24 protein-coding genes are annotated in these 26126 nt (G+C 44.3%); 3 read left to right on the forward strand and 21 right to left on the reverse strand.

The genetic code is table 11. The features are described from left to right. Positions 1-43 precede the first annotated feature (43 nt). From J2Z65_RS04830 to J2Z65_RS04880, 11 genes are all read right to left on the reverse strand, one after another. The gene (locus tag J2Z65_RS04830; RefSeq protein ID WP_167054084.1) at positions 44-2035 is read right to left on the reverse strand and encodes a hypothetical protein; all 1992 of its coding nucleotides are present in this window, start codon (positions 2033-2035) and stop codon (positions 44-46) included. Between the two features lie 25 nt (positions 2036-2060). Then, positions 2061-3674 (reverse strand): exopolysaccharide Pel transporter PelG, encoded by a 1614-nt coding sequence (gene pelG / locus J2Z65_RS04835; RefSeq protein ID WP_167054082.1) that lies wholly within the window; start codon positions 3672-3674, stop codon positions 2061-2063. Between the two features lie 2 nt (positions 3675-3676). Further along, positions 3677-4606: a hypothetical protein gene (locus J2Z65_RS04840; protein ID WP_167054080.1), complete on the reverse strand. Its 930-nt coding sequence runs from the start codon at positions 4604-4606 to the stop codon at positions 3677-3679. A gap of 16 nt (positions 4607-4622) precedes the next feature. After that, the gene (locus J2Z65_RS04845; RefSeq protein WP_167054079.1) at positions 4623-4928 is read right to left on the reverse strand and encodes a hypothetical protein; all 306 of its coding nucleotides are present in this window, start codon (positions 4926-4928) and stop codon (positions 4623-4625) included. A 23-nt stretch (positions 4929-4951) separates the two neighbouring features. Beyond that, the gene (pelF, locus tag J2Z65_RS04850) at positions 4952-6766 is read right to left on the reverse strand and encodes a GT4 family glycosyltransferase PelF (protein ID WP_209855780.1); all 1815 of its coding nucleotides are present in this window, start codon (positions 6764-6766) and stop codon (positions 4952-4954) included. Between the two features lie 72 nt (positions 6767-6838). After that, on the reverse strand, positions 6839-7786 hold the full coding sequence (locus J2Z65_RS04855) for an NAD-dependent epimerase/dehydratase family protein (protein WP_167054073.1): 948 nt from the start codon (positions 7784-7786) through the stop codon (positions 6839-6841). 242 nt (positions 7787-8028) lie between these two features. Next, complete coding sequence (locus J2Z65_RS04860) at positions 8029-9024, reverse strand: metal-dependent hydrolase (protein WP_167054071.1); 996 nt, start codon at positions 9022-9024, stop codon at positions 8029-8031. Positions 9025-9058: 34 nt separating this feature from the next. Continuing rightward, positions 9059-10006 carry a lysophospholipid acyltransferase family protein gene (locus J2Z65_RS04865; RefSeq protein ID WP_167054069.1) on the reverse strand — a complete coding sequence of 316 codons (948 nt, stop codon included), beginning with the start codon at positions 10004-10006 and terminating at the stop codon, positions 9059-9061. Between the two features lie 16 nt (positions 10007-10022). Then, entirely contained in the window at positions 10023-10793 is a 771-nt protein-coding gene (locus J2Z65_RS04870) for a GNAT family N-acetyltransferase (protein WP_167054067.1), read from the reverse strand. A gap of 204 nt (positions 10794-10997) precedes the next feature. Beyond that, positions 10998-11687 (reverse strand): LrgB family protein, encoded by a 690-nt coding sequence (locus tag J2Z65_RS04875; RefSeq protein ID WP_167054065.1) that lies wholly within the window; start codon positions 11685-11687, stop codon positions 10998-11000. After that, a complete protein-coding gene (locus tag J2Z65_RS04880; RefSeq protein WP_240159527.1) occupies positions 11677-12078 on the reverse strand; it encodes a CidA/LrgA family protein in 402 nt (133 codons plus the stop codon). The genes J2Z65_RS04875 and J2Z65_RS04880 overlap by 11 nt, the downstream gene beginning before the upstream one ends. 226 nt (positions 12079-12304) lie before the next feature. Here J2Z65_RS04880 and tlp point away from each other — a divergent pair, with 226 nt between their 5' ends. After that, the gene (gene tlp / locus J2Z65_RS04885) at positions 12305-12520 is read left to right on the forward strand and encodes a small acid-soluble spore protein Tlp (protein ID WP_167054063.1); all 216 of its coding nucleotides are present in this window, start codon (positions 12305-12307) and stop codon (positions 12518-12520) included. 44 nt (positions 12521-12564) lie between these two features. On the opposite strand, the gene rnz is transcribed toward tlp, so the two are convergent. Both rnz and metH read right to left on the reverse strand, forming a co-directional pair. Continuing rightward, a complete protein-coding gene (gene rnz / locus J2Z65_RS04890; protein WP_167054061.1) occupies positions 12565-13494 on the reverse strand; it encodes a ribonuclease Z in 930 nt (309 codons plus the stop codon). 108 nt (positions 13495-13602) lie between these two features. Continuing rightward, a complete protein-coding gene (gene metH / locus J2Z65_RS04895; protein WP_167054059.1) occupies positions 13603-17040 on the reverse strand; it encodes a methionine synthase in 3438 nt (1145 codons plus the stop codon). 217 nt (positions 17041-17257) lie between these two features. On the opposite strand from metH, the gene J2Z65_RS04900 reads away from it, so the two are divergent. Continuing rightward, positions 17258-17797, forward strand: a complete 540-nt coding sequence (locus J2Z65_RS04900) for a 1,2-dihydroxy-3-keto-5-methylthiopentene dioxygenase (RefSeq protein ID WP_167054057.1) — start codon at positions 17258-17260, stop codon at positions 17795-17797. A gap of 76 nt (positions 17798-17873) precedes the next feature. On the opposite strand, the gene J2Z65_RS04905 is transcribed toward J2Z65_RS04900, so the two are convergent. The 3 genes from J2Z65_RS04905 to J2Z65_RS04915 all read right to left on the reverse strand — a co-directional run bounded on the left by J2Z65_RS04905 (position 17874) and on the right by J2Z65_RS04915 (position 19422). Beyond that, entirely contained in the window at positions 17874-18665 is a 792-nt protein-coding gene (locus tag J2Z65_RS04905) for an HAD family hydrolase (RefSeq protein ID WP_167054451.1), read from the reverse strand. 43 nt (positions 18666-18708) lie between these two features. Then, complete coding sequence (locus J2Z65_RS04910; protein ID WP_145655075.1) at positions 18709-18891, reverse strand: DUF896 domain-containing protein; 183 nt, start codon at positions 18889-18891, stop codon at positions 18709-18711. A 138-nt stretch (positions 18892-19029) separates the two neighbouring features. Beyond that, positions 19030-19422, reverse strand: coding sequence for a LysM peptidoglycan-binding domain-containing protein (locus J2Z65_RS04915; protein ID WP_167054055.1), 393 nt, complete (start codon positions 19420-19422; stop codon positions 19030-19032). Between the two features lie 147 nt (positions 19423-19569). Between J2Z65_RS04915 and lexA the strand changes: the two genes are divergently transcribed. Then, positions 19570-20187, forward strand: a complete 618-nt coding sequence (gene lexA, locus J2Z65_RS04920; protein ID WP_167054053.1) for a transcriptional repressor LexA — start codon at positions 19570-19572, stop codon at positions 20185-20187. Between the two features lie 84 nt (positions 20188-20271). Here lexA and J2Z65_RS04925 read toward each other — a convergent pair whose 3' ends face one another. The 5 genes from J2Z65_RS04925 to hflX all read right to left on the reverse strand — a co-directional run bounded on the left by J2Z65_RS04925 (position 20272) and on the right by hflX (position 26076). Next, a complete protein-coding gene (locus J2Z65_RS04925) occupies positions 20272-21510 on the reverse strand; it encodes an aminopeptidase (RefSeq protein ID WP_167054051.1) in 1239 nt (412 codons plus the stop codon). A gap of 102 nt (positions 21511-21612) precedes the next feature. Then, on the reverse strand, positions 21613-22953 hold the full coding sequence (gene glnA, locus J2Z65_RS04930; RefSeq protein WP_240159526.1) for a type I glutamate--ammonia ligase: 1341 nt from the start codon (positions 22951-22953) through the stop codon (positions 21613-21615). A gap of 38 nt (positions 22954-22991) precedes the next feature. Further along, positions 22992-23402 carry a MerR family transcriptional regulator gene (locus J2Z65_RS04935; protein ID WP_127451665.1) on the reverse strand — a complete coding sequence of 137 codons (411 nt, stop codon included), beginning with the start codon at positions 23400-23402 and terminating at the stop codon, positions 22992-22994. Between the two features lie 95 nt (positions 23403-23497). Continuing rightward, positions 23498-24718, reverse strand: coding sequence for a methionine gamma-lyase family protein (locus J2Z65_RS04940; protein ID WP_420850776.1), 1221 nt, complete (start codon positions 24716-24718; stop codon positions 23498-23500). A 32-nt stretch (positions 24719-24750) separates the two neighbouring features. Beyond that, a complete protein-coding gene (gene hflX / locus J2Z65_RS04945) occupies positions 24751-26076 on the reverse strand; it encodes a GTPase HflX (RefSeq protein ID WP_167054045.1) in 1326 nt (441 codons plus the stop codon). Positions 26077-26126: the final 50 nt, after the last annotated feature.

Raw genomic sequence — 26126 nt, forward strand, 5'->3', positions numbered from 1 at the left:
CTCTGACTTTGACTTCATTAGCAACGTACTCCCCCCATCCTTACTAGCTCCAGATTTTATCTATGATATCTTTTCTTTCATCATCTCGATGTAAATGGTAAACGATAAAATTTTCGTTCTCGAAATAGATAGAGAATGAATTATCGTTTGCGTGAGCTTCCTTGTAGGCCTGTATCCATTCTTTCAATCGCGGATATTGCTCTTCATAATCATCGTAATTCTGTTTCTCGCTTGAAGTATCATTAGTATCTTGTTTATATATATTTTTTTCGTAATAAATGAAAATATCAGAAGCGACCAGATCGTGTTTGGTTTCTCCATAACGCGTAAGAGGCGCTTTCTGCGGATCATATACGCCGAGTAAATGCGGGTCATTTTTATCCAAATACATATGATTTCCTGAACCAAGCACTAGCGCGTACTCCTGAACCCTTGGTGAAATTATCAAATATTGCTTAAACTCACTTGAAATATTCAAGTACTGCTCGACTGCCTCATCGGCCTCCATTTTGTAAGGGATAATCGGTTTGACCGGTACGTAAACTAAGGAAACTATTACAGCCGCTATACTTAACACAAGCTCAATCTTATTTTTAAATTTCACTTTATACAAAACTATAAAAATCGTGTGCCAACTCATGCCGATGATGAAAGGGATGCAAAGCACCCAAACATCGTACGATCTTGCGGCAACTACTTCCAATCGCGTAACAGGTCCGCCATAATAATAAATAAGAAACGTTAATAAAGTGAACAGGCTGCTAAACAGATAGGGTAATTTTGATAAGCGCTCTCCTCTCATGAAAATCCCATGTAGTAAGACGATAGCTGCCGAATAAAGAGCCAATTTTTCCACCGTATCCAAATTCGGACTCAAAACCTCTGGCAACCTGTTTACCAAGTACGTACCTGTAGTCGAGTGAACTTCTATTTTGAATAGTTTTGACATTAGGTAAGGAATGATTGCCATCACCGCAGCACCTAAACCTGCTAATGAAACATATAAAGCTCTTGTGTACTGTTTGCGCCAATTTAAGATCAAGTAAAGAACGAGCATGATACCCATACCCAAGCCGAGCCATGCAAATCCAACCAAGTGAACGAATCCAACTGTCGATGTGCCGGCCAAAGCTGTCCAAAGCGCGTATTTTTTTCCAGTACGTAAATATACCGAGTAAAAATAGAGAGCAGGTAAAACAAAAACAAACGCGAACTCCTGTGAGTTCGTAGCTGCCTGACGAACGTATATGGAATAAGAAAAAAATGGACCGAGCAATCCGTATATGATGAAAGCAGCCATTCCTGAATAAGTGTTACCAGTAAATCTCGATACGACGAAATAAAAACCTACTTGTATGAGCACTATATTCAAAGGACCCATATATTTTAGTATATATATCGCATTAATATCGGCATATTTGAAAACCGAGTCCAAAATGATGTAAAATCCTGCCGGGTAAAATCCATCCGGAAACAATATACGGGCATCGATAAATTTCATAAACTTCAAAGTCACATTTCCATCTGACATACCCGGAGCTGGACTTGTAAAAGCGTCATAAAATCGGATATACCCAGAAATGCCAAGAACAACTAGAAAGAGCACAAGAGTCAATACTCGAAGAATTGAGATATTTTTAAACATTTTAATAAATATCTCTTTGCGTTGCCGCCCCCAATTCGCTCCGATTTGTCTAAGAGAAAATAATCCTTCGAAGTAATCATAAATTCTAGTACTCCATGTATTGGCTGCTTGTTCTTGTTCATCCTTAGACTTTTCAGTTAAAAACTTGTTTATAACGAGCAATATCATAATCGTAGTAATCGACAAAAATTCAAACAGTTTTGTCGCCACAAGCAGATACCCCATCACGATAAACAATTGTATCGCCCTTAGAAAATTACTCGTAAAATTCTCCAACTTATCTGTACTATGCGTCTTAAAGAGAAACTTAGGATATATGACAAAAAGCAATAGATAAGCGAAGAAAAAATGAATCAAATGAAAAATTTGATTCCAAGGTTGCGCATACATGCCAGCATCTCCTTACAAGCTACTTCTAGGAAGCAACATACAAATAATAATCTAGCTTCCTTAGAACGCGAACAACATTTAAGGTTGATATAATCAGAAATGCAATCGCACCAGCCATTAATCCGATGACGGCATATTCATACCCCCACCACCGGGTACAAAGAAAACCTATGACAATATTTAATACCATTGCAGGCCATATCGCTTGAATTGCCAACTTAGGCTGTGAAAGAGAGAACAGAATCACCGCGTTCATTAAAGCTATTGCGACGAATACGTAGGCGATCAATGCCCAGAAGAAAACTGATTTTGTGATGGGATCCTTGATAATAATTCGACCAACGTCAGAAGGAAAAAGAGTCGTTACATAATGGGTGACAAGGTATACTGCAATAGCACTTAGCGTTGAAATGATGCCAACCAAAATAATTCTTTTCCAATATTGCACGACGTACATTCGATTCATTTGCTCAGCTTCATGTCCCCAAAATGCTTTTTGACTCGTCTGGATGTCATTCATCAATTTGTTTAAAATAACTTCGCTCATTCCCATTGGAATAATTAGCACTAGTAACGCAAAATCTAAACCAAGTTCATAATAACCGCGGAATACAATAAAAAATGGCATGCCCGCCGGGTCATGTGTAGACCATGCCATAATTCGATCAACATATAAAAACGTGAAGTACATACCTCCGTAAATGAAATACGGTAAGGTAGAATATATCGTGACAGACATTTTGGGAAGTCTAGGAGCAATCCCTTTCTCCCCTTTTTGTTCGGCTTTTCGAAAGTAATAGATAATCAACCCGAGACTAGCAACGGAAACGATCAACAATGAAACCAACTGGGCTACAATAATTTTGCCTATCCCGAATATTGACGTAAACAGATACACAATTGCGATTCCCGCTACTAGTAAACCGGTGAATGTAAGTTCTTTTTTCAAAATGTACATTACAGTTACGGATAGCCAGATAGCATTCAAGAAAAAATAATACAATATCGCAATCGTTAGCAAATCAAATGGAAGTACTTGAATGACGAAATTGAACAAATACAAAAATACACAAATAATGATGCAGACAATGAATCCTAGCAAAATAAAGTAAAAAGTAACTCGCCGAGCCATTTGATAGTAGCCTTGAATCACATAAAAAAATCCACGTCGGGCAATCGCTTGTGTAAAACCACCCACGGTAATGAAACTAAGAATGGTTCCTATTCCGATACTAGTGGCTAATTCAACTGACAAATTTTCATATGACCAAAGCGAGAAACGCAATGTCAACATTGACAAGATGGAAAGTGCCATCGGTAAAGCAAAAATGACCCCGCGTAAAAAATTCCTTGTTAACTCAACGATTATTTCCGTTAATTTATATTTTTGAACCCTTGCGAAAGGGGTAAATAAAATTTTTTGTTGCATCCTCTGCCACATGATTTGAGACAGTTCAAAAACATCTTCTACTCCAAAACGCTCTGCAACACGCTCGTCATTCCAACCCATAGATTCCAAAAGAGCTGCAATTTCATAAGAGTCTTCGGGTTGTAGATGTTTATTTAGAACTGAATCAAGCAGCTCATTCAGCGCTTGCTCTTTGTCATCAACCGATTTTAAGGATAATGCTGTTTCCACAACTACTCACCTAATCCTGGTATCGTCATATTAACAATCAACTCGGCTAATTTGCCCTCACGTTGAGCGCGTCGAATGACATCTTCAGTTATTACAGCTTGCTTCGCTACGATTAGGCGCCCCTGTCGGTCAATTAGATTTTCACCGGCAAGCTTTCCTACAATATAGTTCTGCTTAATCATTCCGATTTCAGAGTTTTCAGGTTCATCAGCGATATTTTCCTCGAATGATGCTGCTTCTTCCGTTGCTTGTGAGCCTGCCGCAATTTCTTCTTTATAATTCGATTCATTTGGAACAAGAGTGGATTTCTCAGGTTGGGACTTCGGAAGCGGGCTTGTAGTAGAAAGAACTGCAGAAGATACTGAATCATCGTATTCAAGTAAGAACTCGTCCTCAAAATAGTGATCTGTTTCTCCCCAAAATCCGCTAGAAGTACGCTCTACCTCACGATCTTTTAGCGTAGGAGTATAGTTAATCGCGGAGATACGCTCTTCACTAGCGGAAGGCGCTTCTACTTCTACTTCTACTTTTTCTTCTACTTCTACTTCTTCTACTTCATCCTTATCTTCTTCAATTTCCCCTTCATCAACAATGACCTTGTCCACAGACTCTCTATTAGGCAAGGAAATCACTTTCAATGTCGGCTTTACAAAAGTAACTTCAGCTAATGGATTTAAATTAACATTTGAATCCGTTTCATCCGTTTTTTGAACGGCATGCTCTAACAAATCCTTTGTTCTGTTTTGCCGTTGACGATCTCGAAGGATTTTGAGCTGTGCGCTTAATTGCACGTTCTCCCGGCTAGCGTTATTCACTTGCTCCCTTAACTCTTGCAATTCTTTCTCTTGGAGAGCGTGTAGCTTCTTTAGAAAAAGATCAACGGATTTTTTTTGAAGACCCAGAGGCACGGTTTTCCGATATTCTTTTCCCATCCGCTTAACCTCCCCTTTAATTTGCTTTTTTTATTTCCTTTTCAAGCACGGGCTGTTCCCTCGGAAAAATTTGCTTCGATTGCTCCCGAAGCGTCTGGTGGAGCAGCCCTTCAAGCTCCTTTTCCAATTCTGCCTGTTCATCCAATTCTTGCTGTCTAAACGCAATCTCTTCAAACATGCTTTGATTTGATTGCTTTAGTTCCATGAGCTCTTCTTCCAGCTCCATTTTCAACTTTTCATACTGCGTTCTCATTTCAGCAACTTGCTTTTCTACTTCTTTGAGACTATATCCAAACAAAGATCTTCGATGACTTACCCTCATAGCTCCCCCTTCTTTCCGTTTGCTTAGGCAGGCTTAATCAACTCGATATATTGCATAAGCAGTTCATATTTTTCCAATTCGTTTATGGCCTGCTCATGTTCCCCAAGCTGTTTATAGGCAAATGCGATTTCAAGCAGCAAAACAGGTGTGGAAGTTGATTCTTCATGCTCTGCAATCGCGTTTCGGAATTGTTCAATAGCCTCTCTGTAAAATCCATTCAGAAGCAGAGCATAGCCTTTCTCCATAAACAGCTTCATTTTCACTCGATCATTAGATGCTTCCAGTTCAACAACAGGAATAGACTTGACTATTCCTGGCGTCTGATTGGTTACTGCAGCCTCTGCAACTGTCCTCGAGTCCACAATATCTTTAGCTCCAACTGCTAACTTGATATAACTTTTCAAATGTAATTCAAGCACTTTATCCAATGTAAAAAAGTTAAGAGCCCTCTCTTTGCCCTCTTTACCCATCGCTTCTCGCAACTCTGGATTTTGAAGAAGCCTTAATGTGCCTTCAGCAAGTCCCTCTACATCAAATGGCGTGACTAAAATCCCCGTGTTACTCAGTGCTTCCTTAATTCCACCTACATCTGTTGCCACAACCGGTTTGGCTGTCATCATTGCTTCTACGACAGAATAAGGAAATGCCTCAGAAATACTTGATAAAACAATAACATCACCGCTTTGATATGCTGCCGCCATGTTACTCGTATGTCCCGCAAATGTAAAAGTTTGCTGCAGACCGAGTTGATCTCGAAGCTTCAAACACTCTTCATAATACTCAGGTACAGAAACGGAGCCATATACGACGTATTTCACGTCAGGAATTTGTTTGCGAACAATATCAGCCGAACGAATCAGTGACAAAATATCCTTTATCGGATCGATCCTCGCCACAGTCACTACGGTCAAAGATCCATTTTTGACACTTGGAGCTTCCGTAAAAATACGCTGATCAACCCCGTTGTAAATCACTTCGATGTTCTCAGGTTTTACATCAAACTTACGTTCCCAACGTGTATTGTAATGACAAACCGGAGAGACCTGATCCGCATAAGCATAATTCATGCTAGTTACAGTATGAATCATACGTATTAGGAAAGTATTTAGAAAGGAAGAATAATCGCGTTTTGCAAGTGATAAATATTGTTCTCTTAAGTAGACGCCGTGTTCAGTCAATAAAAAAGGAGTGTTGTGTTCCAATTTTGCAATTACACAAGGAATGCCGCAAAAAGCAGCAGCAGACGCATGGCTAACATGCGCTTTTGGCACAGGTGTGTTTACGATATTAAAAAATCGATAAATCCATCCTATACTCTGAATTAAGCAATAAATATCCGGCTGTCCAAAACGATTTTTAGGATTATCTACCGTCTCCCGAATAATTTTTTTATAAGTATCCCAAGTCAGTTCATTTTTGAAGCTTTGTTTAAAATCATATTCCTGAAAATAACGATATAACGCCAGTAAAGTCTGTCCGAACTGTATTGGATTTTTTTCCAGGCTGACAATTTCTTGTATAAGATCCGTAAAGAGCGGGATGAACAATTCCTTAACTGTCTTTGCATTCGTCCGCTTTTTGGCCAAGTAAGCTTTGGAAAATGGGGTTTTTAAGTGTTCACTCGGCTCCTCGGTCCCCCATAAAGGCATTTTGACCAGTTCCGTTTCCCTAGGCAGCTTAAACTTTTGCGTCACAAAAGGATCCATTATAACACTATAGATGACATAGTCAACAGATTTTAATTTATTTATGAGAATATCACACCAAGTGCTAACGCCTCCCTGATGAAAGGGATATGTCCCTTCGGTAGAGAGCATGACGACAAGTTTTTCATCCATTACCTTCACCCAACTATATGATATTGATCTTTATTATTTCTTCATGTTTTTGTCGAAACCTGTTTAAAAAAATTAATAATTTATAGAATTAATAGAAGGTAATGGATAATTCATTTTATAATAACCACATACTTCCTCAAGTCCCTGTAAAAGGGTATACTTTGGCTGCCACCCGAGCATTTTAAAAGCAAGACGGTTGTTTAAACAACTGCGTTCAATATCCCCTGGCCTTGTCTTGTGGTAAGTAGGAACAATTAAATCATCAAATATGATATTCATTATTCGAGAGAGCTCGTTAATGCTGGTCTGACTATCCGTTCCAATGTTAACGATTGCAAGACTTCCTTTATTTAAAGCTAACAGGTTGGCTCTTACAATATCCTTCACATAGATAAAGTCTCTCGTTTGCTCCCCGTCCCCATAAATGACAGGAACATTCTTCCGGAGCCACTTATCTACAAAAATAGAAATAACTCCGCCCTCCCCTTTGGGGTCCTGTCTAATACCATATACATTTGCGTATCGTAAAATCGTATAATCCAACCCAAACAAGTGAGCATAAACATCTATATAGTGTTCTACGGTATGTTTAGAAATTCCGTATCCGGATAGCGGCCGAATCGGATGATCTTCACAAACCCCCAAAGCCATAGGCTTTCCGTACACAGCCGCAGAAGATGCATAAATAATTTTACGAACTCCATAATTTTTACATAACTCGAGTAAATGTATAGATCCAAGAATATTCACATCCGCGTCTAACAACGGATTGCTGATAGAGGAGCGTACATCAATCTGTGCAGCATGATGAATCACGACCTCAGGATGAAAAGCTTCAAAAACAGCGGTTAATTGCGCATCTGCAATATCCAACTTGTGAAACTCAGCATGGGGATGAACATATTCATAATGACCTGTGCACATATTATCAACAATGGCTACTCGATGCCCTAACTCAATACATGCATCTGCAATATGTGAGGCAATAAACCCTGCTCCACCGGTTATTAGAATATTCATGTTTTTTACCCCTTTAATAATAATTCATCGTTCAACATAGGACTTTATACCTAATAATACCATCCATTGCGTTTCTTAATCAAGCATTACTATGAAATTACATTTTATAATCCAACAAATATCGACAATAACATCCTACTTTGAACCTATATCGATCTTTTCACAAACAAAGCCCCTGTTTTGCTGCTTTAAGCAACAAAACAGGGGCTTTTTCTCTTCCTCACATAGGAGGCTTTGTAACCTTATACATACGGCGGGTCCCACGCCTTTTTATCCCAACCCAGCTTGTCGCTGACGACGTTCATTTCACGATCCAGCTGGACGTTTACACCGAAAGGCAGTTTACGTTGATGCCAGAAACGGACGTCGCGCCACTGCACTTCGTAGCCGTCCGTTTTCTCGGTCCAACACACATGGATACGCTGCGCGAAGTGTAAGAAGGCGCGAACGCCATCCGTGGCCATTGTAGCCTTCACAATGGGGTGGGACTGTTCCTGATTATAGTCAATTTTACTATACTCGACTTGGGTCACAACAGCGCCATCCCGAATTTCCCCCAAGTAAAACTGCGTTTCGCTCTCAATGACGAATTGCCAGCGGAACCAGCTAAGACTGGGAATGAGGTGACAGATCCCATCTTCCAATTTCAGCTCTCTTTTGACGAGCTTCATAAATCGTTTGCGTTGTTCGCTTCTGATGGCAATGTAGAGAAAGGTGGCCGCATAAATCAGCGCAAACATTTCACCGATATGAAGTCCCCCGCTGCCGTGCCATACGAATATCCAAATCAGCGCGCCCATCGTATGCAAAGCAAATAAGAAAGGCTCGTAGAGGCAGAGGGTATCGAGATGGTGCCATTTCGTGGAAAAAGGACGGAAGCATTGCACGCCATAAACGTTAAACAAATCCAAAAACACATGGAAAACAACGGCGATAAAAGTCCACACATACAAGCTGAACAAATGATCCCAGACGCCAAAGATGGCGGCAAGCGGCAAACTGAGCAGAATCGGCCAAACGAATAATGCCGGCAAAGAATGAGTAATTCCCCGATGAACACGCAAATAATTCGTATACCCTTTGACTCTTGCTAACGTATCAAAATCAGGGGCATGCGATCCGATGAGCGTCCCGGCTAGAATGGCGTGAGTCAAATTCGGATCTTGCGATACAACAGGCTCCAAGCATGCAAGTCCTGCTAAGGTGACGCCGAACAATAAGTGGCTTCCTGTGTCCATGTGTCAATCACCAGTCCTTTGTCTTATGTGTGTGTTATCCCGCTTCTGATGATGTTGTTTGATCGGCATTTGCCAACTGGGATTCCTCCCACCGTTCATGTACATTGAACCAATAGAACCATGAGTCCGGCTGCTCTCGAATGACCTTCTCCATAAATCCATTTAGCAGCAGATTCGACTCGGCTCTCGCAATACGTCCTGAATGCTCAACGTGAAGATCAACAGGTGAACCAAAAACAAGCCTATGGTTAAACCCGCGGACACGATGCCCGTAGAACGGTACGATAGGAATTCGAAGCTCCAGCGCCAGCATCGCCGCACCTTCCGGCGTGCGAGTCAATCTTCCGAAGAACCGGGACTTAGGAAACGAAGCACGCCAGAAATCTCCGAGCAAAAAGACGACCCCGCCTCCCTGCAAGTGCTTCTTTAATGTCCGATACAGCTCCAGAGGAGGTACGCTGTCATAATCCAGCCCCTTACAACCCATGGCAGCAAATTTCATATAAAGCGGTCTAAGCTCTGGGCTTCCCGCCGAGGCTACCGTCATACAATCAAATTTCCGAGTCAAATACCAATAGTAGTAAAAAAAGTTGCCAACGTGTGGCGAATACACGATAAACCCCTTCTCCTTCGAGCGGTTCTGAGCTTCTTCAAGATGCTCCTCACCTTGCACATCGAATTGATGTGCTTGCAGCTTTTTCAAACGATTGGTTAAGAACAGAATTTCAAAAAGCGTGTAGACGATATTTTTCACATAATTTCTTAATATGGTGTTCATTGCTCGTTTTGGCATGTCTACAAGCAAATCAGCGATATTATGTTCTACACGTCTCAGAAAGCGATTTCGCAAAGCGCCATAACCTGCAAAGGAAACGAAATCACAAACCGCCTTCAGCAGCCAAAGCGGAACAAATCCGAGAGTATGTTCGATACGAGCAAGCTTTTGCTCATTAGAAGTTAGTCGGGCGATCCAATCGTACAAAACAAATCCTCCCTGTCTAGGTTGTTAGGAAATGACGTTTATACCGCCTGGTGACCCGCTCTTTTTCTAAAACAATGAAAAAATCGATGGTCCCGAACAGCTCATCATACGCCGGATCTCCGCCAATTTCTGCCCCTAGCCATTGGTAACCTTTCATCAGTGGGGGAAGCTTGCGAAACACTTCCTTTTCATTGCAGTCCATATCTAATCGGCTAAGGCCGGGTATGCGGTGTGTAGCGAGTGGTTCAATGCCATAGCGGTCCGTTATCACCTGCTTCTGAAGAAGCATCGTATAGATGAGATTTAAATCCTCCAAATTGCTAAAATGCACGCTAGCGCAGCCGATGAGATGGGTATAATTCCGCTCAGTAATATAACCGGCAATTCCTTCCCATAGAAGCTGGATCGCTTTACCGCCGCGATATTCCGGTGCAATGCAGCTGCGCCCTAGTTCAAGCGTCTGTTTTTTATACTCGGCATAAGACGCTAGATTAAATTCGGTTTCTGAGTAAAAGCCAATGCCGCTCAGTGCGCGATCTCCAGGAAGCAAACGATAAGTACCCACGACCTGGTCAGTGTCCAAATCAGTCACAATGAGATGATCACAGTATGCATCATAGACGTCTTTTTCAATTCCATCCTCATTGAGCATTCGCATATTTTTCTCTTCTTGGGCGAACACTTGATACCTGAGTCTCATGGCTTGCTCAATCTCATTTGCGCTGCTTGCAAGCCTGACCGAAAGTTTGGCCGGCTGGGGCGCTGTATTCAGAAGTGGTCCATTCATACTCCTCACGCCTTTCCACTGGATTCTCACAATTTCATGGTAGCAGAGGTTTATTATGGGGCCGTTTTCGTGTTGTTAAGCTTTTGTAATATTTTGATAATGACAAAAAAACAGGCCATGTTCTATACGGCAAATGCCCGTTTTTCGCATTTAGGCACAAAAAAACAGAGTCCATTAATCATGAACTCTGTTCGTCTACGCCTCTTATTTTAGCCAAAAATAGATGGGTATAAATAAAATGGATGTCATAATGCCGCAAAGCGCCATAGATAATCCGGCAAAACCGCCCTGTTGCTCGGAATCTTTAACGACTTTAGCCGTCCCAATCCCATGCGCAGCCGTCCCTAAAGCAATCCCGATAGAGATATTGTCGTTAATCTTCAACCAGTTCAAAATCTGTGTGCCAAACATACTGCCAAACAGCCCTGTCATCGTCGTCAAAACCGCAGTTAGTTCAGGAATCGCACCCAATCGCGTGGCGATTTCAATCGAAATCGGCGAGCTAACCGATTTTGGCAGCATGCTAAGGATAATCGATTGACTTCCGCCTAAAAGTCCCACAATAGCTGCACTCGACGCTATGCCGGTAATAGAACCTGCTAGTACGCTTACCATGACCCTTTTCATATTGGATCGAATTAATGCTCTGTATTTATATAGCGGGACACCTAACGCGACAGTGGCAGGCCCAAGCAAAAGAGTCAGCACATCCGCCCCTCGTTTAAAATCCTCAAAAGGAATCCGGAAACTTACCAAAATAAGAATAATAAGTCCTGTACACACAAATAATGGATGCATGAACCGCCACCGCTGATAGATGACATTGGCAAATGCATAAATCAGAACACTAAGCGTTAAACCAAATATTGGATGCTGCAGCATGCTATCCGCCATATTTTTCCCCTTCCTTACCTAGCTTAGAGGAAATCCAACCTGTTACGATTAGAACGACCGCTGTCGCACCGACAATTCCACCGCAGATCGCTACCAAATTCGCTCCAATGATGGGAAGGAACAAGAGGATACCAACCGTATAAGGAATAAAAAATAGCATCATATGCCTTGTCAGCAGCGACGACGCTTCTTCCACCCATTCCAATTTAACGAGCTTAGCAAACAAAGCTGCTGTAAAAAGCATGAGCCCGATCACGTTGCCAGGTAGCGGCAGGTGCAGGCCCATTTGGATCACGTACCCTATGAAATTAAAACCTAGCAATATAGCAAAACCAAGCATGACTTCTCCTTTTCTGCTCAAAACAGCCTCATCCGGAGTCTTTATAAGCATTTCTTATTTCCTTTAACATAACATAAAAAATTGAAGACATAAACATAGAAAGCAGAATTTCTGCCCACGCTATCCCCATTGCTTCACCTCAGTTTTTACGCACCTTTTTGGATAGTGTATGAGAAAAAATAGCGAAAATGACTGTCTGGAAAGGAATAAAGTTCGTAACAATGTGGAATTGTAAAACAGGATCACCAAGATATTAAAAAGGAGGAGAAACACGACTATGGCAAAACCAGATAATCGGGAAAATAATCCGGCGCGTTTGCAAAATGCTATCGATCATACAATAGCCAACCTGCATGAAGCTGAAGATTATTTAGATGAACACGCAGATGAAATAACTTCTGAAGAAAAACAAAGCATTGAAGCCAAGAATCAACGCCGCAAACAGAGCATCAGCGGTTTCATCGAAGAGAAAAAAGACGAACAAAACAGTTAAACCTAAGAAGCCTCTTCCAATATTGGAAGAGGCTTCTTCTTATATCACCCTTTGCGCGGCACTTCAAAACTCCAGAAATCCTTCGCAATATGGCTATTGCTGTGGTGATGCTGCGCCTCTTGCAGGAGCTCAAGTACAGCGTCCCCTTGATACCGCGAGCTAATGTGCGTCATTATCAGCGCATTCGCGCCTGCTTCCTGCGCAATCCGCGCTGCATCCGTAGATGTCGCATGGTCAAAGGAATAGGCTAGCTCCTGCTTGTCCATAGCAAAAGTCGCCTCATGAACAAGCACATCGGCGCCGCGAGCCAAAAGCTGAGCTCCGCTGCAATAGCGGGTATCGCCTAGAATAACGACAATGCGTCCGGGAATCGGCGCACCCAGGAAATCGGCTCCATGAAGCGTACGTCCATCCTCCAGCACAACCGTTTGCCCTTGTTTTAGCTTCCCATAAATCGGTCCAGCGGGAATGCCAAGCGCCGACAGCTTATCATGCATCAGCTTTCCAGGCTGATCCTTCTCCACGATTCGATATCCGAAACACTCGATACGATGCTCCAGACGCGCCGTTTCGACCAAGAAAGTTTCGTCTTCGAAAATAAGTCCTTCTTCCTCGAGCTCCACAATCTTCAGCGTATAAGTCAAATGTGCGCCGCTAACCTCCAGAGCCGTTTCAACAAATCGTTTAAGTCCTGGTGGTCCAAACATGGTAAGCGGTGTATCGCCACCTAAATAAGAACGGCTTGTCAGCAAGCCTGGCAATCCATACAAATGATCCCCGTGTAAATGTGTGATGAACAACATCTCAGTGCGCCCGAGCTTCACAGGAGAGTTCAGTATTTGCTGCTGGGTACCTTCCCCGCAGTCAAATAACCAGTAAGTTCCCCGTTCATCCAGCAAGTTAAGCGCAATCGATGTCACATTGCGTTGTTTGGAAGGCATACCTGCCCCCGTGCCCAAAAAATAAAGTTCCACGTTCTATACTCCAATCTATCTGAAAATCGCTGGTGGTAGCACGGAAAGCGAGGACGCTGCCGAACATGGTTGTTCGTGCAAGCTCCCTCGCTTTATGCTTAGACTTTCTTAGCCTACGTTGAAATAGCGTGCTTCTTTGTGAGCGAACACAATGGCGGAAACCGATGCTTCAGGTTCCATCATGAACGACTCAGTCAGCTCTACGCCGATATCTTCGGGTTTCAGAAGGCTAAACAACTTCGCTTGATCCTCGAGATTAGGACACGCCGGATAGCCGAAGGAGAAGCGCTGTCCAGTGTATTTGGCTCCGAATCTCTCTTGCATCGTCATATCAACCCGATCCGCGATGCCCCAAACGTCCCGCATAATATGGTGGATGCGTTCCGCGAAACCTTCCGCCACTTCCAAAGCTGTCGCTTGAAGAGCATGAGATTTCAAGTAATCGCCCTTATCGCGCCATTCCCTAGCCAACTCATTAATATCATGCCCTGCAGTTACAAGCAAGAAGCCTACATAATCCATTTGTCCGCTCTCCACGGACTTCAGATAGTCAGCAAGGCACAAATACGGCTCTTTGTCTTGGCGCGGGAATGTGAAGGTCTCAAGAACTTTGCTGTGATCCTGCGGGTCATACACGATAACATCATTTCCGCTTGATTGCGCCGGGAAGAAGCGGTACATGCCATGCGCTTTAATGATTCCGTTATTTTGTGCTGCATAGAGAATGGAGTCAACCGTATCTTTCAGTTGAAGAGCTTTCGGATCCTTATCATTCAGCAATTGCTCAACTTTCCCTTTAAGTCCGAGATGATGACCTAACAGCATCTGCATGTTGACGTACGGCATGAGATGGCTAATCGGGTAATCCCTCATAATATGACGTTCCGTATCCTGAGGCACTTGAACAGGCAGATCTTTGGACACAGCAGACGAACTCACGCGAGTAAGCTGCGGCAGCTTCTCTTCCTTCTTCCCAGTATCCATGACATCGGACTCCAGACTCTCTCGGAGTTCTTGAATGAGACGTTTACGTTGATCTGGATCGCTTAATTTGTTGGCAATATCCAAACCGTCCATTGCGTCCTTCGCATACAGCACTACGCCTTCATACTCGGGTTGAATACGCGTTTTTGTGAACTTGCGTGTCAGCGCGGCGCCGCCCACAAGAATGGGCACATCCACACCTGCCGTACGTAAATCCTGCGCGGTTATAACCATTTGCTGAGCGGATTTAACCAGCAATCCGGATAATCCGATCGCGTCCGCTTTTTCTCTGCGGTAAGCTTCAATAATTTGCTCCGGCGGTACTTTGATCCCAAGGTTGACAATCTTATAGCCATTGTTCGAAAGAATAATTTCGACCAGGTTTTTTCCGATATCGTGCACGTCGCCTTTCACGGTAGCCAAAATGATTTTGCCTTTGACAGCAGTTTCCGACTTCTCCATAAAAGGTTCCAAATAACTTACAGAAGCCTTCATAACCTCGGCACTTTGCAGTACTTCCGCAACAATCAATTCATTGTTATTGAAAAGGCGGCCAACTTCCTCCATCCCTTTCATGAGCGGACCATTAATGACTTCTAGCGGCGAATAGGTTTGTAAGGCAATTTCCAAATCTGGAATCAGCCCTTCCTTCGTCCCTTCGACCACATAAGAGCCCAGTCTTTCTTCTAGAGACAGATTGGAGATCTTCTCTTTCTTCTCAACCTTCTTCTCACGGAAATGAGCGACGAAATTCGCCAGCGTCTCATCAGTCGTATTGTAAATCAGTTCCTCAGCCAGTTGACGCTCTTCCTCCGAAATAGAGGCATAACGCTCCAACTTCTCTGTATTCACAATCGCATAATCGAGACCCGCTTTCGTACAATGGTACAAATAAACCGAGTTCAGCACTTCACGACCGGCATCCGGTAAGCCGAAAGAAATATTACTTAAACCGAGAATGGTTTTAGCTCTTGGATACTTTTCTTTAATCAGCTTAATCCCTTCGATCGTTTCCACAGCGGAACCAATGTACTGAGGATCGCCTGATCCTACAGGGAACATATTCGGGTCAAAAATGATATCCTCAGGATTCATCCCGTACTTCTCCGTAAGCAGTTCGTATGCCCGAGTTGCCACTTCAATCTTCGCTTCACGGGTGACGGCCTGCCCGCGCTCATCAATAAGAATACAAACAACAGCAGCGCCATATCGATGAATAAGAGGCAAAATTCCGGCGAATTTCGTCTCGCCATCCTCCAGGTTGATGGAGTTAATAATCGCTTTACCTTGCGAGTACTTAAGACCAAGCTCAATAATGTGGTCGTACGTAGAGTCAATCATCAAGGGCACTTTCACCTTTTTGACGACCTGCTGCATAAATTCTTCTATCGCGTAAGCTTCATCGATGTCCGTATCCTGCAAATTGATATCGATGACATGCGCACCGTTCTTCACTTGATTACGTGCAATCTCTGAGCCCTCTTCAAATTTGCCTTCTTTAATCAGGCGTTTGAATTTACGCGATCCCGAAATATTCGTTCGTTCACCGACCATGATTGGACGGTTTTCAGGCTCGATAAATAAGGTTTCAATCCCAGAGACAGCAGGTAAATGGGAGCCATATTCCGTTCTAGGTTTAAACTGACTTAGCGTGTCAGCCATGGCACGAATGTGCTCTGGCGTCGTTCCGCAGCAGCCTCCGGCAATATTGAGCCAACCTTGCTCTGCAAATCCGGCCATTTTCTTGGCTAATGATTCAGGCGATTCATGGTAATGACCATTCTCGTCAGGCAAACCGGCATTCGGATAACAACTGATCGCTGTTTCCGCAATATCCGACAGCGTCCGAATATGATCCCTCATGAATTCAGGACCTGTCGCACAGTTCAGTCCCATAGAAATTGGCTTCAAATGTTCAAGTGAAATATAGAACGATTCGATATTTTGCCCTGCAAGGGTTGTTCCCATCGGTTCAATCGTTCCCGAAATCATAATAGGAAGCTCAAAGCCCAACGTCTCAAAGGCTCTGCGAATACCAATGCTTCCGGCTTTCACATTCAGCGTATCTTGGGAAGTTTCTAAAAGGATGGCATCTACCCCTGCTTCACTCAAGGCTAACGCTTGCTGGTAGTAGCTTTCCTCAAGCTGATCGAACGTAACCCCGCCAGTTACCGATAATGTTTTGGTCGTTGGACCCATGGCACCTACGACATATCGCGGCCACTCCGGTGTCGAATATTTGTTAGCTGCTTCGATAGCGAGCTTAGCTGCGGCAAGATTCAATTCCCGATGACGGTCCTGCAAATCATATTCGGCAAGTACGACGCTTGTTGTTCCGAACGTATTCGTTTCTATCATATCCGCGCCTGCGGCGAAATAAGCTTCATGAATCTTACGAATCACATCCGGGCGTGTTACGCATAGAATTTCATTACAGCCATCTAAATCATCGCCTCCGAAATCTTCAGCAGTTAAGTTCTCCTGCTGAATCATCGTGCCCATGGCGCCATCGAGGATCATGATCTTTTTCTTTAGCTGCTCTTGAATCGGTGGTTTAGACATGAAATGACTCCCTTTCAACTTATCCTAAAGCGATACAAAATTAAAAATCGACAAATTATGTTAAGATTTAGTGTAACAGAATAAGGCTTCTATGAAAAGAATATGAATTATCATTAATACCTATAGGCTTTATCGGATAATCTTATGTTCTTCCATCGACAGCGTTAACCATTTCCACTATAATACAAGTATATTTACTTAGAAAGAGGGATGCTGCATGGCTCAAATTAGAATTCGCAACACCAACGAAAGAATTGAAGGCGAAGATCAGGTCAAAGCCTTCTTAGATAGCCAAGAAGTCGTTTATGAACACTGGGATGCGAATAAGCTTCCTGAAGCGCTTCGCGAGAAATTCGTGCTCAATGATGAAGAGAAAGCACAGATTATTAGCACTTATGAATCGGAAATCCGTGATTTAGCAGCTAGACGCGGTTACGAAATTTGGGATGTCATCTCCCTCTCCGACGCAACTCCGAATATTGAAGAACTGCTTAAGAAATTTGAGCAAGTTCATACGCATACGGAAGATGAAATTCGCGCAATTGTTTCCGGCAAAGGCATTTTCATTATTAAATCCGAAGAACTCGGCTACTACGATGTTGAACTTGAGCCAGGCGATGTGATCTCGGTTCCTGAGAACACCAACCACTTCTTCACATTGATGGATAATCGCCAAATCGTCGCCGTTCGTCTTTTCATCGAGAAAGATGGATGGGTAGCTTACAACGTGGAAGACCCTTCTTTCTCCAAAGCTTAAGTAATCCTATTAAACAAAAGCCCAACAGCGCTGGACTACTTGTCCTAACAGCCGTTGGGCTTTTCATTATGCCGTATTAAGCATTTGCGATAATAGGTAAAATTTCTTGCAAGCGAGACACTTCGAAGGCAGGAACAATCTCGTCTCCGCTTTGCAGCCCATGATGATTAATCCAAATATTGCGCATCCCTACACGTCCGGAACCAAGAATATCCGTTGTCAATTTATCACCGATCATGATTCCTTCTTCCGCACGAATTCCCAAAAGTTCTAAAGCATGTTGGAAAATCGAAACATCCGGTTTACCTACACCAAATTCACCAGAAATGACGATATGGTCAAAATAAGACGTGATAGAAGGAACGCCAGCTAATTTTTCTTTTTGCAGATCCGGCGAGCCGTTCGTCAGAAGGAGAAGCTTATAGCTGCCTTTCAAGGTATCTAGAACACGGAACGTTTCTTCATATACGAAAGGACGCTTACGGCGTTCAGCAGGGAAAAGCTCACCAAGCTTGTACCCTAGCTCCGGATTTTCAATTCCAAGCGCGCGAAGTCCGCGAGTCCACGATTCTGTACGGTAGCCAGGCGCTAATTTCTCCAACTTGCGGAAATTCTCATTCTCACCTTGCGTAAAATTGGCCCAAAGTCCTTCAAACGGATTAATGCCAATCATTTTCGTAAACGGAAACGGTTCATAAGATTCGTATAAAGCACGAGCTTCCTTACGTACAGCGGCTTCCAATTCTTCCGGATTCACCGTCACTTGTCGTGCTGCTTCAGCACAAGTCGCCTCAAAAGCTTCTTGTACACTGCGGTCGTCCCAAAGCAGCGTATCGTCTAAATCAAAAAGTACAGCCTTCAACGTCATCATTCATTTCCCCTTTGAATGTTGTTTCTATGTGAATAAGCAACTACTCTTCGTCCGTAAACTTGATGGAATCAAGCTGAACTTTAAGATTGCCTCGGAAAGCCTCAATATATTTTTTTCTTAATTCATTGCGTTCATCGATTTCCGCATCCGTTAAACCAACGGTTTTAGCTTTGCGAGCAAGCTCATTAATACGCTCGATGTTCTTCTCCATACTGTCACTCATAATGATCCTCCAGTTCAAAAATTCAATATGAGTATTACTTTGCCATCCCTCTAGTAGATTGTCAAGAAAACGGCAAAAAGAGGCATAGGAACGTCTCCTAGCCTCACAATGTCTACGTTATTCGGTATGTATGTCGCATTAGGGAAGCAATAAAACCTGTCCTTCTTTTAAGGAACTGGTTGTTAAATGATTCTTCGTCCTAATTTTGTCCACATAAGAACGCGTGTTCTCTCCATTCTTCTTGTGAGCAGCTGCAATGTCCCACAGCGTGTCTCCCGCTTGAATTACGACTTGTTCGTGGACAGCCTTAGAGGCCGTGTGAGCAGACACATTGGTACTCGCTGGAGACGATGAAGCCGCATATGCTTGAACCATCGCACCGAAAAAAAACACGGTTCCTAATATTACAGCTATGATAAGAAATCGGAAAAACGCCTTCGTATAATGCGAATTGGATGTCATCCCTTTGGATGCAGCCGTTGATCTATGAAGTGATCTTGAATTGTTAGTGTGTGAGTAAGTCATGTACATGAATATCATCCCCCAAACATTTGTTCTGTTTTCAGAATAACACGAACACATGTTTGAGTCAACGGTTTTTCTCGAACTTATGTTTGTACGAACTCGGGTTCTATGTTATACTTTGGGTAATGATTCCCAGTATTGGAGTGATAACTATTGAGTAAGATTTCGCAGCGTCAACAAGCTATTTTGGAATACATTAAGAACGAAGTGAAAGATAAGGGTTACCCGCCTTCCGTACGCGAAATCGGCGAGGCAGTTGGACTAGCCTCCAGTTCAACCGTTCACGGGCATTTGGAGCGTCTTGAGAAGAAAGGGTTAATTCGTCGAGACCCTACAAAGCCTCGTGCTATCGAAATTTTAGGCTTGGACGGTGCTGAAACTCATTTCGCAGTCTCCGTTGCGCGCGTTCCGCTCGTAGGTAAAGTAACCGCTGGGGTACCGATTACGGCAACAGAGAACATTGAAGACTACTTCCCTCTTCCTGTCAGTATGGTCGGAGATAACAACGTGTTTATGCTCAGCGTTTTGGGTGACAGTATGATCGAAGCCGGTATTCATAACGGAGATTATGTCATCGTTAAACAGCAGCAAACGGCGAATAACGGAGACATTGTTGTCGCAATGACGGAAGATGATGAAGCTACGGTAAAACGGTTCTATAAAGAGAAGGATCATATCCGTCTGCAACCGGAAAACTCCGCTTTAAAGCCGCTTTTGTTGAAAAACGTAACCATTCTTGGTCGTGTCATTGGTTTGTTCCGGGATATGTAATAGGTAAAACGAAAGAACCGAGAGGACGATCCGTCCTTCGGTTCTTTTTAGTTTACCTATTAAGCTCAATTTTTTCAGCCGGCACTAAAAAGCCAGCGCCCAATTTCCTTTACGGAAAATAGGCTCCAACGTACCATCCTGCAGCACACCGTCAATCTCTAGATCAGCCGTCCCGATCATGAAATCCACATGAATTAAGCTCGTGTTTCCGCCTCGCGCTTTCAACTCTTCGTTGGACAACGAAGCGCCATCTTCAATATTTATCGGGTAGCAGCTGCCTAAAGCAAGATGGCAGGAGGCATTCTCATCAATACCCGTATTATAAAAAATTCGATTCATATTGGAGATCGGCGAATCATAAGGTACTAGCGCGACTTCACCTAAGTAACGTGCACCCTCATCCATTTCCAATAACCTTGCCAAATGCTCATATCCTACTTCAGCCTTATACTCCACCACTTTTCCATCCTCGAACCTGAATGAAAAATTATCAACTAACGCCCCATTCACATTCAGCGGCTTCGTACTGGCCACCGTGCCGTGAACGCCTGTCCGTTTCGGCATCGTAAAGACTTCCTCCGTCGGCATATTCGCAACAAAACGAATCCCACTTGCGTTCGCCTTATCCCCGCCGAGCCAAATATGGCCCTCAGGCAGCTCCACAAGCAAATCGGTGCCCTCCGCCCGATATTGAAGTGCTGCATATTGTTTCTCGTTCAACACTTTGCGTACGCGTTTCAACTGCTCGATATGTACTCTCCATGCGCTCACCGGGTCATTTTCGTACACGCGATTGAACCGGAAAATGACATCCCACATTGCATCTACCCGCTCATCTTCAGGAAGATCCGCGTACACCTTAGAAGCCCAAGCAACGGTCGGAGCCTTGATTAAGCACCAGCTGAATGTGCTCGTTCTAACATATTTCTGATACTTTGAACGTGCAGTTGCCATAGCTTTGGAAGCTCTCGATATGATACTTGCATCAATTCCAGCGTAAAGGTCCGGATCTGGGACTTTAATGTTCAGCAGCGCTCCACCATTCTCAACAAAACGTTCCAGCATATCCGTATGCCATTTTGGATAATAGTCTAGCGCGTCTTCATGAGCCGATTCCAATCGACTCCGTGTAATGACGTCATCCTGCCAATTGACTTGCACAAAGTTAGCCCCTGCCTCATAAGCTTTCTTTACAATGAGCCGGGTCAATTCCAGGCATTCCATCGGTGACTCGATCATAAGGTCTTGACCTTTGGTCAAATTTACCCCGATTTTCACTACCAATTCGGCATACTTTTCCAAGTTCGTTATAAAGTTATCCATGTCGCTTGTCTTCTCCTTCGCATGAAAAAGCCCATCAGTTCAGGAAACACCTGAATAACTGACGGGCTTTCGTATCTAGTTGTTTAAACGCTTCTGATCATCCTAGTACAGGGACAGATATTGATCTCTTTCCCATTGGTGAACTTGCGTGCGGTACATATCCCACTCGATTTCTTTAAGCTCATAGAAGTGAGCTAAAGCGTGTTCCCCAAGTGTATCACAGATCACATCGTCACGCAGCAATTCGTCCAAGGCATTTTTCAAATTCAGAGGCAAGCTTGGTATGCCTTGGCTTTCTCTTTCCTCATCCGTCATAACATAGATGTTGCGATCGGTTGGAGGTGGAAGCTGCATTTTGTTTTTAATGCCATCCAGACCTGCGGCAAGCATGACAGCAAGTGCCAGGTACGGGTTCGCAGCCGGATCAGGGTTACGGACTTCCACACGCGTGCTCAAACCGCGGGAAGCCGGGATACGAATCATCGGGCTGCGGTTGCTCGCGGACCATGCTACGTAACAAGGCGCTTCATAACCTGGAACAAGACGTTTATATGAGTTAACAGTAGGGTTCGTAATTGCCGCGAAGGATCTAGCATGGCGTAATACACCTGCCATATAATGTCTTGCAACATTACTTAAACCTAACTTATCAGACTCTTCGTAGAACGCGTTTACATCACCTTTGAATAAAGATTGGTGACAGTGCATACCGGAACCGTTCATACCAAACAATGGTTTAGGCATAAAGGAAGCATGCAAGCCATGCTGTCTCGCAACGGTTTTGACAACGAGTTTGAACGTTTGGATTTGATCAGCCGCTTTAATCGCATCTGCGTATTTAAAGTCGATTTCATGCTGACCCGGCGCCACTTCATGGTGGGAAGCTTCGATTTCAAAGCCCATTTCCTCAAGTGTTAGCACGATATCGCGACGGCAGTTTTCACCAAGGTCCATAGGTGCCAAATCAAAGTATCCGCCTTGGTCGTTAAGCTCCGTTGTCGGATTGCCTTTTTCATCGGTTTTGAACAGGAAAAACTCAGGTTCAGGACCTACGTTCATCGCCGTATAGCCCATTTCTTCCGCTTGCTTCAAAGCATTTTTCAAGATAGCACGCGGATCTCCGGGGAATGGTCGGCCATCTGGCAAATAGATATCGCAGATCAAGCGGGCTACTTTGCTTTCCGTTACCCATGGGAAGATGACCCATGTATCCAAATCAGGATACAGGTACATGTCTGACTCTTCGATACGGACATACCCTTCAATGGAAGAACCGTCAAACATCATTTTGTTGTCCAACGCTTTTTCAAGCTGGCTGAAAGGAATCTCCACGTTCTTGATGCTTCCCATCAAGTCAGTAAATTGCAAGCGAATGAACCGAACATTTTCTTCTTTTGCAATGCGTAAAATGTCATCTTTGGTATAGTTGTTGTTGTAAGTCAAGTCCATTCTCCTCTCATTTTACAAGCGCTTACGAAACGTTATTTATAGAACCGGGAAAGCTGTCCTTGAATAAGGGAAACCTGATCGGGACGCTTGCCTCCGCCTATCAACTGCTGCTTAAGCATTTTGTGCAGTTGGGAGTCGGTTAATTCTTTACGCTTAACTTCCGTATGCTCGTTCAAAATTGTAGCATCTTCCGAATCTTTATCGACTGGGATGAGCACCTGCTTAATCCCTGCGATGTTCACACCTTTTTCAATTAAATCTTTAATTTCAAGTAGTCGTTCAACATCATTAAAGGAGTAGAGTCGTTGATTACCGCCTGTTCTGGCTGGAATAATAAGCTCATGCTGCTCGTAATATCGAATTTGTCTCGCGGTTAAATCCGTCAGCTTCATGACGATCCCGATTGGGAATAACGCCATATTTCTACGTATTTCATCACTCATGCTAATCACTCCTGCAAAGTTAAGTACCTCTCCCTTATTGTACCTTTGTAACAAATACGTGTCAAGGTGTGTTAGGTTTGTTCACAGTCTTTTTTTCAAAGTAATCCCTTGTCTACCATATGTTGGATTGCCGTGAGCACCCCTAACTTACAGTGTGAGTAGGTGAGTCCGCCCTGCATGTATGCGATGTACGGCTCACGGATCGGAGCATCGGCTGACAGCTCCAGGCTGCCGCCTTGAATGAATGTGCCTGCCGCCATAATGACAGGATGCTCATAGCCCGGCATATCCCACGGTTCCGGCACAACGTGGGAATCCACGGCAGCAGCCTTCTGGATACCCTGCACGAACGTGATCAAATGCTCCGCCGACGTGAAGCGGATCGCTTGGATCAGATCCGTCCGCTCAGCGTCCCAACGCGGGTGGCTCTCAAAGCCCAGCTGTTCGAACACGGCTGCCGCAAACACAGAGCCCTTGACCGCTTGCCCAACCAGATGCGGGGCAAGGAACAGCCCTTGAAACATGGCGCGCGTCGCACCGAGCATAGCGCCAACCTCGCCCCCAATGCCGGGGGCGGTCAACCGGTAGGCGGCGAGCTCAACGAGCTCCTGCCGACCAGCGATATAACCGCCGGACGGGGCAATGCCGCCGCCCGGGTTTTTGATCAGCGAGCCGGCCATCAAATCGACGCCAACCTGCGTCGGCTCTTGCAGCTCGGTGAACTCCCCGTAGCAATTATCGACGAAAACGATAAGGTTTGGGTTCACTTCCTTGACGAACCGGACCATCTCGCCGATTTGCTCGACGGTAAACGACGGCCTCCATGAATAGCCGCGTGAGCGCTGAATGCCGATCACCTTCGTGTTCGGCTGAATGGCTGCAGCGATCGCAGACCAATCGGGCGCGCCTTCTTCCGTCAAGGCAACCTCGCTGTAGCCAATGCCGAAGTCCTGCAGCGAGCCTGTGCCGTCACCCGGTTTCCCAATCACCTTATGCAAGGTGTCATAGGGCTTCCCTGTGATGTAAAGAAGATGTTCACCAGGCCGCAGAACGCCAAACAACGCAATTCCAATCGTATGCGTCCCCGAAACGAAATGAGGACGTACAAGCGCAGCCTCCGCTCCCATTGCATCTGCATACACAAGATCGAGCACCTCTCTGCCGCGATCATTATAGCCATAGCCTGTCGAGGAGGCGAAATGATAATCACTAACTTTATGTTTTTGAAAAGCGCTAATCACTTTCCATTGATTGAGATCAATTGTTTTTTCAATTTGTCGAAAAGCGCTTTCGGCTTGACGCTCCGCGCTTTCCATTAATGTCATGACTTTATCCCCGAATTGCATAATTAATAAATCTCTCCCTCGCCGTCTTGAACCTCTTGCTGTGCCTGTTGGTCATAAGCGACCAATTGATAAGCCACTTTCACATAATCATCCTTGTTTACTCGGACTTTGAACAGCATATCCTCGCCGTCTACATCCGTCGCAAGCACATCCCCGATTCGGTACATCAATGAGATGATGTCTCCTTTGTCAGCTGGAATACGGAACTCTTTGCTTTCGCCCATGAGCTTCTCTTGAATGGCGATTCGCAACCGTTCCAAATCGTCTTGATCAAAAGCACTGATCTTCAGAAATTCTCCTTCCGTTGTCAGCATGTCTCGCTCTTCCAGCGAACAAGCATCGATTTTGTTGAAAATCGTAAGCTGATCCTTCTGGTGGGCTCCCAGCTCTTCCAATACTTCTCCAACGACACGCATTTGCTCGTTTCGCATATCCGTAGAGCTGTCCACAACATGCAGTATGAGATCTGCCTCATTAGCCTCTTCCAACGTAGCACGGAATGAAGCAACAAGATCATGGGGCAAATTTTGAATGAAACCAACGGTATCAGTGAGCACGATCTCCTTGCCGCTTGGCAATTCCATCGTCCGAGATGTCGGATCTAACGTTGCGAATAGTTGATTCTCAATATAGACGTCCGCTTGCGTCAATTGTTTCAATAATGTTGATTTCCCGGCATTCGTATAGCCAACCAAGGCAACCTGGAACACGCCGGTCTTTTTCCTGCGCTCGCGATGCAGAGTACGATGACGAACAACCTCTTCCAGCTGCGCTTTCAATTCGTCTATGCGCCCGCGGATATGCCGGCGGTCCGTCTCCAGCTTCGATTCCCCCGGGCCTCTGGTTCCGATACCGCCACCAAGCCTCGAAAGATTTTTCCCTTGCCCGGAAAGTCTTGGGAGCAAATAGCTGAGCTGCGCCAATTCAACTTGGATAATACCTTCACGCGTTTTGGCGCGCTGTGCGAAAATATCCAGAATTAACTGGGTGCGGTCAATGATCTTAACGTCGAGCGCAGCCTCTAAATTACGGACTTGAGCCCCCGACAGCTCTTGATCGAAAATCGCCGTATTTCCGCCAAGCTCTTCCAGCAATGCTTTTAACTCATCGACTTTGCCCTTGCCGATAAACCATTTGCTATCCTTCGTCTCTTTGTTCTGCGTCATGGTTTCCAATACCTGCACACCTGCAGTTTCAGCCAGCTTCACTAATTCCTGCAGCGAATATTCCGCTATCGCTTCGTTGCGTTTCTGCTTCTGTGTGACCAGGCTGACGAGCACAGCGCGATCATCGATCTCTTTTTCAACCATATGTGAAGTTGTTTTCATAAATTATAGTCTCCTTTGACTCGCCGTCTCACGTTTGAAATCCTTTCAAA

Origin of the sequence: Paenibacillus aceris (assembly GCF_017874035.1) — a bacterium.
GTDB classification, from domain to species: domain Bacteria; phylum Bacillota; class Bacilli; order Paenibacillales; family NBRC-103111; genus Paenibacillus_E; species Paenibacillus_E aceris.